The sequence below is a fragment of the Verrucomicrobium sp. BvORR034 genome (genome assembly GCF_000739635.1).
GTDB lineage: Bacteria > Verrucomicrobiota > Verrucomicrobiia > Verrucomicrobiales > Verrucomicrobiaceae > Verrucomicrobium.
The window spans coordinates 121,890-135,271 of the sequence record NZ_BATQ01000056.1 but is presented as its reverse complement, the minus strand read 5'-3'; the positions used below and the strand labels follow the sequence as shown (position 1 = coordinate 135,271).

Genomic DNA, 13,382 nt, shown 5'->3' with positions numbered 1-13,382 from the left:
CCTACGACTTCTTGGGCTGCTCCTTCACGACCTCTCCACCAGAGGGGAGGCAGATCTTGTCACGCACCTGCTCGAATGAGCGCCCCTGACCGGAGGCGTGGATGAACAGCTTCTGCTGACGACGCTTCAGGTTCTTCAGCACAGCTTCCATCTGCTCATCATCCACCTCATCCTGGAAGTCGGAGAACCAGTAGAGGGCGTCGGCATCGCGCACTTCACGGATCAGCAGCGAGACCCAGGCATACTTGATCCCCTGGCTCTTGATGAAGTAGGTCTCACCTCGATTGGCCAGCACATCGTAAACTTCTTTTTCGGGAATCGGATCGGAATCGTCTTTCTTCTTGGGTGGCGGAGGAGGCATGCCCGGCTTGGGAGCGGCCTGGTGACTCTTGCGCCAGAAGACCTCGAAGCTGCGCTCCTCGTTCTTGGTGCTGGTGCGGGTGGACATGGCATCGTCATCCAGTCGCACCCCTTTCTCTGGGCTCGCCACCCCGCAACCAACGTAGAGAACGACCCGGCTGCCTGCTGCCACGCGGTCCAGCTCCTTGATGACCTTTGTCAGGTGCGGAGTCATGGAGCCCGACACATCCATGATGACAGCGATCTTCCGGGCCTTGATGCTCTGGCCAAACATGATGATTGGTTTGAAGACGGCCCCGGAGTTGCCCCCCATCCCCTGCCCGGTGCCAAAGCCACCACCAGCTCCGCTGCTACCAAAGCCTGCGCTGCCCATGGTGCCTCCGCCCATGATGCTGCTCAGCTCCGCCACCTCCAGGGGCTCGGCCGGCATGTCTGGCAGTGCGATCGCGGCATTCGCGCTGGTGGAGACCACCTTCTGCATGGGAGTGCTCTTGTTGAGCAGGCTGCGCTTCTTCATCTGCACCGCCTTCGAGAGCGCCTGGTTGGCCTCCTGCCCCTGCTTGCTGCCCCCACCGGGGAGGAAGTCCACCTTCTTCTCCGACTGGACGATGGTGGTCACCATGAGGGCCGCCACCGCCAGGATGCCGACGTGAATGAGAATGCTGAGGATGAGCGAGCCGCCTCCCACCTTCCTCCAGGAACTGCTAAAAAATCCCCGTTTGGGTGCCGGAGGCACCGCTGCGGAGATCATCGGCCGAAGGTCCACGGAAACAACCACCGGTTGCACTGTCGGAGTTGCGGGAACAGGCATGGGATCCGCGGCAGGGCTGGCGACTTGCACCGGCTGCGAGGCCGTCCCAGGCTGGACCCCGGAGAGGCTTCCCTGGATGACGATCGGAGGGACCGGACCGGAGGCCGAAGGCCGCACTGGCGACGAGTTTGAGTTCTCTGGATTCATGGAAGCGGTGTGGAGCAAATGGCGCAACACTCCTGGCAAACCACGTCGCCACGCCAGGAGATGGCTGAATATTGCAAATACTATTCCAACCCAGATCCAACGTCCATGACAAGCTGATTCTTAGGAGTTTACAACCATGAAACCACCTAATTTAGGGACAGAATTTATCCACTTATACCGTCCGATTGGCAATAAAATATCCCTCACCTGCTTTCACCGCTTCCTACCGGTTCGCGGACCGTTCTTAAGGCGTCGCTGCAAAAGCACGACGACCGCTGCCTCTTCCGGACGCATTTGGCGCAGTGAAGCATCCAGCCCCGCCCGAATGCGTTGCGACACCGTGGCAATGGTCGCCCCGCTGAGATAGGAATCCAGAATGCCAGGGTGGATGTAACATTTCCGGCAAACCGCGGGGGTGTTCCCCAGCATCGCAGCGACCGATTCCACGGCGGTGAGAATGTTATTCTTCACCTGAGTCTCCGAGGTGCACTCCTCCATTTCCTGTAGAGCGATGGCGGCCAGGACCGTGCCCGCCCAGGTGCGAAAGTCTTTGGCGGTGTATTCTCCGCCAGTGATCTCGCGCAGGTAGTCATTGACCTCCTGAGATCCTACGTCAACTACCCCGCCCTCCTCGTCCTCGTACGCAAAGAGCTCCTGCCCCGGCATCTCCTGACAGTGCCGGACCACAGCAGCCAACCGGCGGTCCTGGAGCGTTATGTCATGAACCCTTCCGCTCTTGCCGCGGAATTTGAAGGTAATCTGCCCGCCTTTCACCTTTGCATGGCCGTTGCGCATCGTCGTGAGGCCGTAGGATTTATTGGTGCGGGCGTACTCATCATTGCCGATGCGGATCAGTGTGGTTTCCAATAACTTCACCACTGCCGCCAGCACCTTGTTCCTGGGCATGCCGATTGAGGCGAGATCGCGCCCGACCCGACGGCGAATCTTCGGCAGCATCCGGGCAAAACCCAGCACATGGCTGAACTTATTGTCGTCCCTGTGGCGTCGCCATTTAGAGTGGTAGCGGTACTGCTTGCGCTGACGCAGGTCCCGTCCCGTGGCCTGGAGGTGGCCGTTCGCGGTGGGACAGATCCAAACATTGGTCCAGGCGGGAGGAATGACCAGCGACTTGATGCGCCCCAGAGTCGCGAGATCGGTGACCCGCCGCCCCTTCGCGTCCTTATAAACGAATCCATCACCTTTTCGGTGGCGGCTGATGCCTGGGCGATGATCACTGGTGTAGCGCAACCCCGCCGCATCGGCAGCGCGGAGGTTTTCGGCCGTCGGAGTATCGAGCACGGCGTGTTTCATATTGGGAATGGCAGCGGGAACCACCACCCCCGATTCGCGGCGGAATTTGGTTTCGGCGGTGCGCACTACCCGACCCTGATCGGAGACTGGAAGATTTTCAGAAAAATTGTCCCGCATGTCCATCCCCCGCAGGGCGGTTCGTCATTCCACTGAAGACCCCGGCCCCCAACCAAGGAGGGAACCATCCAGACATGAGCACCCGAAGCACAGACCTGCCCGCCCGCAATACCATCGCCATCCACCCCGAGCCACGAAGGCACCGGGTGGTCTCCCGTCAGTCCTGGCTCAAGGCGCGTATGGCCCTCCTGGAACAGGAGAAGGACCTCACCCACCGGCGGGATCGGCTGAATGCGAAACGCCGCGAACTGCCCTGGGTGCGAGTGGAGAAATCGTATGTCTTTGAAGGCCCCGATGGCAGACTCACCCTGGCGGATTTGTTTGACGGGCGCAGCCAGCTCATCGTGCAGCACTTCATGTTGGGCCCCGGCTGGGTGGAGGGGTGTGTGGGCTGCTCCTTCCTCTCCGACCACATTGAGGGGGCCCGCGTGCATCTGGAAAACCACGGGGTCACTGTCGCGGCCATCTCAAGAGCACCCTGGCCGGAAATCGCCCCTTTTAAAGCCCGCATGGGCTGGCGCTTCCCGTGGGTCTCCTCCTGCCACAGCGACTTCAACTTCGACTACCACGTGTCCTACACCGCGGAGGACCGTGCCCGGGGCGTGGTGGAGTACAACTACCAACCTGCCCCGTACATGATCGAGGAATTGGGTGGCACCAGCGTGTTTTACAAAGGCCCGGACAATGTGGTGTACCATACCTACTCGTGCTTTGCGCGCGGAGACGAACTTCTGCTCAACACCTACAACTTCCTGGACCTCACCCCGCTGGGCCGCAATGAAAACGGCCCTTCCTTCGACCTGACCGACTGGGTGCGGCACCATGACAGGTACGAGGAAACTCGGCACGGCGCAGATTGCGCCTGTGGAGGCAACCACCAAGGGAGGCCCCCATCATGAACACCACTCACCTCAGCCCCCCACCATCCCCGCGTGGGTTGCGAGCCCTGGGCTGGCTGGGCCCAGGCGCCCTGCTCGTCCTGATGCCCAAGTGCCCGGCCTGCATGGCGGGCTACATCGCGGTGCTCACCGGTCTGGGCGTCTCGCTTTCCACCGCGGCCCTCGTCAGATACGGCCTGATGACCCTCTGCGTGGGGGCGCTGGCTTTTCTGGTGATCAAGAGAGCCCGCCGGCTCGCCAACCGACGTCGCTCCACGTGCTGTGGGGTTGAATTCGCTCGCCCGCCGCTCCAGAATATCTCAACATGCTCAGCGAGACACCGAAGTAATCAGCAGACTCCATCCCCTTTCTCTCAAATCTTATGAACTCAACTTCCCCAGTCCAGAACGAATCCCAGTATCTGCTTCTCTTTCGCGGCACCCATTGGGACAAAGGCCTGGCCCCTGAAGAATTGCAGCGAGTGATGTCTGAGTGGATGGCCTGGTTTGACCGCATCTCCGCCTCTGGCAAGATGGTGGGGGCCAATCCTCTGCATCCGGAAGGGCGCATTCTGACCGGCAAAAAAGGACGCCAGATCGCGGACGGGCCGTTTGCGGAGTCCAAGGAGACCATTGCCGGTTATTTCCTCATCAGCGTGGACACCCTGGAGGAGGCGGTGGCCCTCGGGCAGCAATGCCCGGCCCTGGAGTACGGCATGCAGGTGGAGGTGCGCCCTGTCGCAGCGGCCTGCCCACCGTGCGTAGCAGTGATGGAGATGGCGGCGGCAGCAGCGGCGACAGAAGCCTGAATCTACTGACACCTCCACTGCATCCCCGTCATGCAATTGACCCGCCACACTGACGAGACGGACCTGGACCAGGAGCCGCTGCCGGACAGCCCGCCTCCCCGGGAGATCCCCCGGCTGGCGGAGCACCTGTTCCGCCGGGAGTCTGGACGTCTGGTCTCCATGCTCACAGGCATCTTTGGCGTGGAACACCTGCAACTGGCTGAAGATGTCGTGCAGGAGGCCCTGGCGCGAGCCCTGCGCACCTGGCCCTACTACGGTGTGCCCTCGAACCCGACCGCCTGGCTGATGCAGACCGCCAAGCACCTGGCCCTGGACGTGGTGCGGCGCAACAAGATGGCGGCGGACAAGCAGCCGCAGATCATCGCGGCCACGGATCTGTGGTCAGGCGGCAACTCGGAGGAGACGCCGCCGATGTTCGAGGACGAGATCAAGGACCAGGTGCTGCGCCTCATGTTCGTGTGCTGCCACCCGGAGATCCCTGCGGATGCCCAGGCGGCCCTGGCGCTCAAGACACTCTGCGGATTTGGCGTGACAGAAATCGCCCGAGCCTTTCTGGCCTCAGACGCCGCTATTGCCAAAAGGCTGACCCGCGCACGACAGCTCATTCAGGATCTGAAGATCCCCTTTGAAATCCCTTCCGGGCAGGAACTCAAGCCCCGCCTGGACGGTGTCCTGCAGATCCTGTATCTCCTCTTCAACGAAGGGTACAAGGCTTCCAGCGGCGAGCATCTTGTGCGGGAGGATCTCTGCAATGAGGCCATCCGACTGGCCAGCCTCCTCACCAGCCACCCTGCCGCCAATTTACCACGCACTCATGCCCTGCTCTCCCTCATGTTGCTGAACGCTGCCCGGCTCTCCGCCCGCATGGACGGGGCCGGAAACATTCTGCGGCTGCAGGAGCAGAATCGCGCCACCTGGGACCAGATGATGATTGCCCGGGGCCTCGTTCACCTGTCACGATCTGCCTCTGGCACAGAGCTGAGCGAGTATCATCTGCAGGCAGGCATCGCCGCCTGTCACGCCACGGCGAGAGACTTCTCCTCCACGGACTGGACGCGGATCCTGGACCACTACGACCGCTGGGTGGCCATGAGTGACTCCCCCATTGTTGCCTTGAACCGCGCGGTGGCAGTCGCCCATGTGGACGGCCCTGCCGAAGGGCTTCGGGCGGTGCAGCAGATGAAACACCGGGACCAGCTCGACTCCTACTTCCTGCTGGACGCCGTGCTCGGCGATCTGGAGTACCAGATGGGCCGCACCCAGGCGGCTGCCGGGCACTTCCGCAGAGCACTGGGCAAGGCGGACCTGCCCTCAGAAAGGGAGTTTATCTCCCGGCGGCTCCAGGAGTGCGGCGTGGGAGCGTAACTAGACGCCCATCCCGCTCTTCAACACTGCCGCCAGCTCACGGATGCGTGACTCCTCTATCCCGCGACGCTGCATCTGACGCTCGCTCCAGTGCAGCACCAGGGTACGCACATGGGGCTGAAGGAAGGCCATCGGCAGCAGCAGGAAGCGTCGTGGATCCAGCCGGGTGGTGAAAAACTCCGGCAGGATGCCCGCGCAACACCCGCTCTCCACGACGGCGCGGACTTGTAGGAAAGACTGGCAGGCCACTGCAGGCTCCCAGGCAACCCCACTCTCCAGCAGCGCCTCTGTCACCATGTGATGAAACGTGCCTCCCGCCACCTGCAAGGCCAGAGGAAGGCGGGCCGTATCAGCCAGACGCGGCCGCTCCGGCAGCTTTACCTGCCTGGCCAGCGCCACCGGAACGGCCAGGAGGTAGCGGGCACGGGCCAGCTTCAAACGCAACTGGTCCTCTGGCACGGCATTTTCCCGAACCAGGGCAAAATCCAGCCGCCCGTCCCGTACCCGGTTTACCAGCTCCGCGCTGCGCCAGGTCTCAAGATGCAACCGGGCATTGGGGAACTGTTTGAGAAGTTCCGGCATTCGTGGGCACACGAGCCACTCCATCAGGCTCGACGTGGTGCCGAATGAGTACATCCTCAGCTGACCGGATTGCTCCAGCCGGAAGTCATCCAACGCCCGCAGGTGCTGGCGGATCAACGTCGCCAGCCGGGTTCCTTCAGCCGAGATGGCAATCGACTTGCCCCGACGATGGGTGAGTTCCACACCGAAGAACGCCTCCAGATCACGGATCTGCCGGCTAAGCTGGCTCTGCTTCACCGGATCGCCAGCGGCAGCACGGCTGATGTTGCCCGCCTCCGCCACGCACAGAAACCCATGCAGGCGGTCCAGGGAGAGGCCGTGTCGGGAGAGCAGATCTTCAAACATGATCGCCCAATGATATATCCTGCATTCTCATCACTACAACATTGTGTTTATAGAAGGCACCTTGGGTTCGTCATGAAACAAGAACTACTCCTCCAGCACCCGCCCCTTCATCACCTGGCCTACGACTTCATTGGCGACATCCACGGTCAGCATGGCAAACTGCTGCAACTTCTGGACAGGCTGGGATACGTGGAGCGAGACGGGATTCACCGCCATCCGGAGGGAAGAATCCCAGTGTTCCTGGGCGATTTGCTGGATCGTGGGACGGACGTCCGGGGGCTGGTCCGCCGGGTGAGAACCTTGGTGGAGGCACACGTCGCGTTCTGCATTCTGGGCAATCACGAGTACAACTTCATCCTGCTGCACACTCCTGATGGGCACGGCGGCTGGTTGCGTCCCCGGACGAAAGAGAATCTGCGCCAGTGCGAGGCAACTCACCAGGCCTTCGCTGGGTACGAGAAAGAACTGACCGGTCACCTGCACTGGATGAAGGGCCTGCCGCTCGCACTGGATCTGGGGGGCTGCAGGGCCATCCACGCCTGCTGGGACGATGCCCTGCTGAAACGCATAGCCCATCATACCCTGCGCGATCCTGAATTTCTCCAGGCCTGCGGAAACCGCACCACGGAGGTGCATGCCGCCATGGAGATCCTTGCCAAGGGGCCCGAGATTGCCCTGCCGCAGGCTCTTGCGTTCCTCGACAAGAAGGGCATCGAGCGCCGCAACATGCGCACCCGCTGGTGGAACCTGAACGGCCTGACCAAGCTGGCGGATCTGGCCATGCCACCTGGCACGCTGGTGGGCGACATGCCCCTTCGAGAAGATCACCTGCTCCCTCTCCCCAACTATCCTGCGGATGCGCCCCCAGTCTTCTTCGGACACTACTGGATGCCTCCGGCAGGCCCCAAAGCTCCGCTGGCGCCCAACCTCGCCTGCCTGGACTACGGGGCCGGGCTCGACGGGCCACTCACCGCGTATCGCTGGAACGGCGAGGCCACTCTGGACGCCGCCAACTTCGTGCAAACTGACTACCCAGTGGAAGCAAGAGCTGCAGCATGAGACTTCACGGCGTCAGCGGTTGATACTCCAGGCGGCGGAACCGGGTCACGCCCGTGGCGGAGGGATCCGCATATCGCTCCAGCATCGTTTGCTGACGGCTCTCGGCCGTGATCACCAGACTACCGTTGCGGGTCTGCTTCAATGCCTGGCCGATGCTGTACACCATGAAGACGCTGCCCCGGGTGCTGACGAGGTTGGCAATACCTCGAACCACCGCCTCGCTCTCTTCACCTCCGTCAGCGACTCCGGCGATCTCCACGATCTCGCCAGGAGAATCGTAGGCCTCGGCATAGCCGTACTTCTTGCCCTTCGTGGCAAGGGTGCGGTTGTAGATGTTCTTGGCGATCGTACGCGCCTTGGCGATGCCGATGGTCTCGCTGGCATTGGTGGACGTAGGAGCCGCCACCCCAGTCAACAGAGCCACCAGCGGCAAGGAACGCTCCAGAGGCGAAGTGACCTGTGAGGCATCACCGTACGGCTGCACCTGGGAGTTGATATTGATGCGTCCCGCCGTGCTGGTGGAATGCGGGGCAAACATGCCTTTGGCACGCTCAGGCACATCCACAGGGACCGTGAACAGGTCCATAAAGGCCCAGTCTGGCACCATGGTGGCCGCGTCTGCATTGGGCTGAAGATGCAGTGTTCGCCAGGGCACCCCGGCTCCGGCCCCACTCTCCATTCCCGTGTGGATGTAGCCGAGTTCGCCCACGGAATCGACCTGACCGCTGGCGTTGCCCGCGGAGCCTGCGGGAGGCGGCATGTAGAGGCTTGCATCTGTGATCACCCCACTGGCATTCGTGTCCTGCTTGGGAGCCGTGGTGGTTGCCTTGCCCAGGGTGCGAATGGCCACCCCGCCCACCGTGCCGTCGTTCTCCCTGCCGAAGCTGTTTCCATAGTCCCGCTTCTTCCAGTCGTTTCGATGCGTGTTCACGCGAGGGTCATCCACTTCGATCGAGTGGATGTCCTTCTCTGCCACCCCCGTACCATCCAGCGTGCAGACGGCCGCTGTACCCAGCGGTGTCACATCGAGCCGTCTTGTGCGCGAAATGGCAAAACGCAGATTCACCGAGGTCGGACGGGTGCCGGTCATCGTAACGGTGGAAGTGCGAGTGATGCTGGCATAACCTCCTGCGGTCAAAATGGGATTGCCTCCCGCAATCTCTGCCGTGGTGATCGCCGTTTCTGCCGGAGCACCACTTAGCCCTGTACCGGAGGTACCAAGAAAGAGGCTGAGTTTCGTAAGATCGATTTGATCCAACCCAAAGTTCTTCGGCAGATGAATCTCCAGCTTGTATTTGGCCTGGTAAGTGGTGCCACTGCTGGCCGAAGCTGCCACCCACAATCCCATCTCCGTGATCTTCGGTGCCCGGGTGATGCCAATGAAGGCGATGTCAGAGGTGGCCACCTCCATGAGCTGGAAGCGACCACCCGCCGCCTGCTCACCACGGAGAGGCACGACGGCCTTCGTCACGCTCTCCCCTGCCGACTCCTTTGACCGCACGTAGTTGATGATGTTGAGCGAGAGCTGGGTGAGCCGCTCTGGCTTGTTCGCATAGTACTTGGCCTGAAAGCTGGAGTCAGGAGTCATGGGCCAGTCAGTACGCTTGAGGTAGGAGTTCAGCAGGTCGATCGTGTCCGCCAGTTTAGTGGCGTCGGTGTGGGCGATGGGGTCCCAGATCTCGGGAGACCCGTCCTTCTTGATGTCAATGAAGGGTCGGCCCGCCGCCTTTGTCTTGTCGGTCGTGAGAACAATCCGTGGTTCGTTGAAAAACGTCGTATCCGGCTCGTGGTTGTAGTGGGTGACCTCAAACTTGGCGCGATTCAACACCGTGGTGAAGCTGCCAGCCCCATCATCCAGGTTGCGCAACTCCCGGGTGGAGTTGAAGAAGCGCTTCACGGTGGTGAAATCATAGGGGTCCGGTGCGATGGCTGCGTGCATCCGGTCCACCATGTCCGCCGTCATGCCATAGTTGGAGAGGGACAGGAGATTGATGCTGGCGGGATGACTGGTGGTGAAGGGGCTCTTCACCCCTGTGCCACCGCTGGAGCCGTTGCGCTTCCAAGCCGTGTTGATGTTGATTTTGCTGGACTCGTCATCTGCCCACCAGGCAAAGCGACCCACAATCGGGTTCGCGGAATTGGTCAACACAGGCGCTTCAGACTCCTCCAGCGTGCCGTCTTGCCGCACATAGATCCAGCGCAGTGGCAGAGTCGCCACCGGGCTCGTACTGTCGTTGGGGTCCGTCTGCTGGTCCGTGATGACATGGGTCACCGGGCTCTGATCATTGAAGGTCTGGACATTGAGGTTGGCCGGGGCCAGAGGATCATTGGCAGCCAGCGCCAGAGCCGCCGAGCCAGGCATGCCCGAGTGCAACGGCAGCCGCCTCCCCAGGCGGATCAAGAAGGAACCACTGGCGTTCTCAACCGGCAAAATCAGCGCCCCTGGCTGACTCGCCCACACCTTCGTGCCATCCGTCGTATGCTTGCGCAGCACTCCCGTGACCATGTTCACCCCCATCTGAGAATAACTTTGAGCTCGGGCCCGATCCAGGTGAGCGCCGGAGGCGGCGGTCTCGTTTCGCACCATATCGGCGAACCCCAGTACCATGATGGTGATGAGGGCGAGGATGATGACCGTGATCACCAGCGCCATGCCGCGATCGGTGCGACCACTCGGATGGCTGGGAGGCAAGAGGGTCTTCATGGTGCGTTTTCCAAATGTACTTTGAGAGTCTGGGACGACATGCCCCCCATCACCCGGCTCAGGCTGGCATTGGCCTGTAGAGTCTCCACACAGTCCGCTGCGCTGGCACTCTGTGCGACTGCGGCCTTGATGGTGGCCACCGTGGCCGCCGTGAGGAGTGAGGCAGACCGTGAGTCCAGCACCAGGACGGACACCTCCACCGCAGTTGGCAGCACAGGGGCGGTGCGAGTGATGCTGGCGACAACCCCTGTGGACTCATGAACCTGGTCAGCATAGCCCACGCGGGAGTCATACCCTCCTGCGGCCACTCCCGTCTGGGTGATGGCGTTGCCTGAAGCATCCAAACAGCGCACCCACAACCCCACGACATTCTCCGCAAACAGCCCTCGGTAGGAGCTGGCCGCATCTGCCGGAGCGGAGGAATTCAACACCGCCTCCGTCATCCAGGAAAGCTGGCTGTACACCAGGTGATCAGTCGCCCCGGGGTTGAGAAAGACCCGGCACAGGGAGGCCCGCGGAGGGCTGGCGGATTCATCCCAGCGGACGAAGTAACCGATCTCCGCCATGTTTCCGTGAACCGTGGAGGTGGCGAGCGGAGCCTGCCAGAACACCGCCTGAGGCTGCCGGTACCTGGCGGGTACGCCAGCGGGGTTGACCACGAACTGCAGGTCCGGCGCGGCACCGGTGGAGCGCGAGTCCACCGGCAGCGCAGCCGAGCGCAGATCCCGGCCAATGAAGTCCACCAAGGCGCGACCATTCTGGGTGCGTTCTGCGCGACCGTTGCCCAGCGACCAGGTATTGCTCACCATGCCGGCCACCTGCACCAGCAGCACGACAATGAGGCTCAGCACCGCCGAGGCCACCATGACCTCCACGAGAGTGAAAGCGGAAAGGTTATTTCTCTTTTGCGATCGAGACATGGATGATCTGCGGGGCACGCCCCGGCTCCAGGTTGAAGGTCCATTTCAAGGTGGCCAGACAGGCGTCTGTCCCCACATCAGGGATGCCCCCCTTGGCCGCAGAGGCGGAGGTTGGAGCCGGGATCTGGCTGAAACTCACCTTGCAGACATAGAAGGCCTGCTCATCCTCCGCAGCCACCGTGCCCGACTCATTGAACCGGAACTCAACTGTCTCCGACAGATTGGAGGGATAAGTCCGGGAACGCAGCTCTCCCACGGCCACAGAAACCATCCTGGGGAGCAGGGAGTTGAAACCACTGTCCCGCTCCGTCTTCATCAACAGCGGCAGCAATCCCACCACTGCCAGCAAAGAGAAGCCAATGATGGCAATGGCAAGGGCGACCTCCACGAGGCTGAAGCCACCTTTCCTGGACGATACGGTACGAAGTCTCATGGCCGTTCCACTTTGGTTTTACCCGTGGTGCCCAGCAGCACCACACGATAGTAGTTTAACGGAACCCCACCCTCGGCCTGGCTGAACTGCACCTTGCCTCCTGACATGGCGCCCTCCACCAGCCGGAACTGGGCCGCATCATCCGGATTCAACAGCCCGCCACCAGGCAGGAAGATCCGGGCGGCATAGGTGCCAGCAGGCAGGCTCGAATTCGAGCCATAGGCCACCGGTGCGCCAGGGGTGCTGGCATCCGCAAACGGAAAGGGCTGCGGACCATTGGCGAAGAAGGTCGCATCCGCACCTGTGGCCCCCACATCCGCCACGATACCGTCTGGCAACACCTCCCACTCACGAATCTGACGCCAGCCCCCGGTCACAGTGTATTCCAGCACGGTGAAAGCACGCCCGTCCACCTCAGTCCCGAGGGACTTCATCAGCACCACGGCGTTCAGGGTGTTTTTGGTGATTGCCTGCTGCCGGGCCGTCTCCATGAGCCGGGTCACCTTGTTGCCTGCATTGGTCAGCGCCATGGCACGCAGAGCCTGGCCTACGCCAAGCCCCCCGATCGCCAGGATGGAAGCCATGACAGCCATCACCATAAGCATCTCCACGAGGGTGAAGCCCTCACGACACCTTGATTGATGCATACTCCATTTGGCTCTCTTCCCAGTAGTCATGACACCACGCCTCCTTGATGAGATGTCCGGCGACGCCGGTTGGTTATGCTGGCCGGGGCAAGCAGGAAAAGAACTGCTCTTGTTGGCTCGGGCACGACGTAGATGATGCCTTCCGTCAGGAACAGATCGGTGCTAAAGTACCAGCCGTTGCCCAGATCTGCCAAGGATGAAAGATCGAGATAATCTGAAACCTTGCCCGTATTGGCCCCGAGCGCGGTCCAGTCCACGAGGTTGAAGACATCCGCCCACTGCACAGAGTACCCGGAGGCCAGCTCCACTTTGATCACTCCTGTCCGCTCCAGATTCAGCGTGCCGGTGACGCTCCCGGTTCCACTCAGCGTCTTGTTCGTCAGGGTGTAGCTACCGGTGGTGCGACCACTGACGCTGAACACTGCTCCTCTGTCGATCTGGATCCAGGGGGTGCCGTCGTTGTTCCCGGTGCCCGACAATGCGAGAGTGCCGCTGATGGTGGTCTTTTCCGTGTAGGTGTTGGTGGTCGCGGTGGGGGTCGTGGTGTTGCACGTGTTGGCCCGCGTGAGCGTGCCGTTCCCGGGCTTCACCAGCGCCAGGTTCCCGGTGATGCGACCAAAGTAAGTCAGAGCCGTGCTCTGATTGATCGTGAGCGTGGACAGCGTGGTACTGCTTGAATTCGTCACCGCCACCACATCGTTGGCCCCGGTCGGAATGACACTGGTCAACCCGGCCAGGGTCTGGTTGTATTCTGCCAGATCGAGTGCAGTCGTCTCTGCCACAGAGTTCGCGGAATAGTCGGTCAGCACGGTGGTCGATGGCAGGCTGTTCGTCGCGCGGGGTTCCAGCCGTGCTTTCGGTTTCAAACCGCCACGCGGTGTCTTGGTTGTGCACG

At 61.7% G+C, this 13,382-nt stretch carries 12 protein-coding genes; 4 read left to right on the top strand and 8 right to left on the bottom strand.

What is annotated here, in order from left to right; all coding sequences use genetic code 11:
* Position 1: 1 nt before the first annotated feature.
* Both BV034_RS10610 and BV034_RS10605 read right to left on the bottom strand, forming a co-directional pair.
* The gene (locus tag BV034_RS10610; protein ID WP_050026800.1) at positions 2–1,318 is read right to left on the bottom strand and encodes a hypothetical protein; all 1,317 of its coding nucleotides are present in this window, start codon (positions 1,316–1,318) and stop codon (positions 2–4) included.
* A gap of 213 nt (positions 1,319–1,531) precedes the next feature.
* Positions 1,532–2,695 carry a DNA topoisomerase IB gene (locus BV034_RS10605; protein ID WP_265592852.1) on the bottom strand — a complete coding sequence of 388 codons (1,164 nt, stop codon included), beginning with the start codon at positions 2,693–2,695 and terminating at the stop codon, positions 1,532–1,534.
* A 125-nt stretch (positions 2,696–2,820) separates the two neighbouring features.
* Here BV034_RS10605 and BV034_RS10600 point away from each other — a divergent pair, with 125 nt between their 5' ends.
* From BV034_RS10600 to BV034_RS10590, 3 genes are all read left to right on the top strand, one after another.
* The gene (locus BV034_RS10600; protein ID WP_050026798.1) at positions 2,821–3,645 is read left to right on the top strand and encodes a thioredoxin family protein; all 825 of its coding nucleotides are present in this window, start codon (positions 2,821–2,823) and stop codon (positions 3,643–3,645) included.
* A 361-nt stretch (positions 3,646–4,006) separates the two neighbouring features.
* Positions 4,007–4,432 carry a YciI family protein gene (locus BV034_RS10595; RefSeq protein WP_050026796.1) on the top strand — a complete coding sequence of 142 codons (426 nt, stop codon included), beginning with the start codon at positions 4,007–4,009 and terminating at the stop codon, positions 4,430–4,432.
* Between the two features lie 30 nt (positions 4,433–4,462).
* On the top strand, positions 4,463–5,797 hold the full coding sequence (locus tag BV034_RS10590) for a DUF6596 domain-containing protein (protein ID WP_050026794.1): 1,335 nt from the start codon (positions 4,463–4,465) through the stop codon (positions 5,795–5,797).
* Here BV034_RS10590 and BV034_RS10585 read toward each other — a convergent pair whose 3' ends face one another.
* Complete coding sequence (locus tag BV034_RS10585; protein WP_050026793.1) at positions 5,798–6,724, bottom strand: LysR family transcriptional regulator; 927 nt, start codon at positions 6,722–6,724, stop codon at positions 5,798–5,800. It abuts the gene before it with no gap.
* A gap of 72 nt (positions 6,725–6,796) precedes the next feature.
* On the opposite strand from BV034_RS10585, the gene BV034_RS10580 reads away from it, so the two are divergent.
* Positions 6,797–7,783, top strand: a complete 987-nt coding sequence (locus BV034_RS10580; protein ID WP_063768736.1) for a metallophosphoesterase — start codon at positions 6,797–6,799, stop codon at positions 7,781–7,783.
* Positions 7,784–7,787: 4 nt separating this feature from the next.
* Here the strand turns inward: BV034_RS10580 and BV034_RS10575 are convergent, their stop codons facing one another.
* From BV034_RS10575 to BV034_RS10555, 5 genes are read right to left on the bottom strand one after another with little or no spacing between them, the layout of a single operon-like run.
* Positions 7,788–10,487, bottom strand: a complete 2,700-nt coding sequence (locus BV034_RS10575) for a hypothetical protein (RefSeq protein ID WP_050026790.1) — start codon at positions 10,485–10,487, stop codon at positions 7,788–7,790.
* On the bottom strand, positions 10,484–11,407 hold the full coding sequence (locus BV034_RS10570; protein ID WP_265592851.1) for a prepilin-type N-terminal cleavage/methylation domain-containing protein: 924 nt from the start codon (positions 11,405–11,407) through the stop codon (positions 10,484–10,486). Before BV034_RS10570 ends, BV034_RS10575 begins: the two co-directional genes overlap by 4 nt.
* Positions 11,382–11,840 (bottom strand): prepilin-type N-terminal cleavage/methylation domain-containing protein, encoded by a 459-nt coding sequence (locus BV034_RS10565; protein WP_050026786.1) that lies wholly within the window; start codon positions 11,838–11,840, stop codon positions 11,382–11,384. Before BV034_RS10565 ends, BV034_RS10570 begins: the two co-directional genes overlap by 26 nt.
* Positions 11,837–12,487, bottom strand: coding sequence for a prepilin-type N-terminal cleavage/methylation domain-containing protein (locus BV034_RS10560; RefSeq protein WP_265592850.1), 651 nt, complete (start codon positions 12,485–12,487; stop codon positions 11,837–11,839). The genes BV034_RS10565 and BV034_RS10560 overlap by 4 nt, the downstream gene beginning before the upstream one ends.
* A 26-nt stretch (positions 12,488–12,513) precedes the next feature.
* On the bottom strand, positions 12,514–13,353 hold the full coding sequence (locus tag BV034_RS10555; protein ID WP_050026782.1) for a hypothetical protein: 840 nt from the start codon (positions 13,351–13,353) through the stop codon (positions 12,514–12,516).
* Positions 13,354–13,382 lie beyond the last annotated feature (29 nt).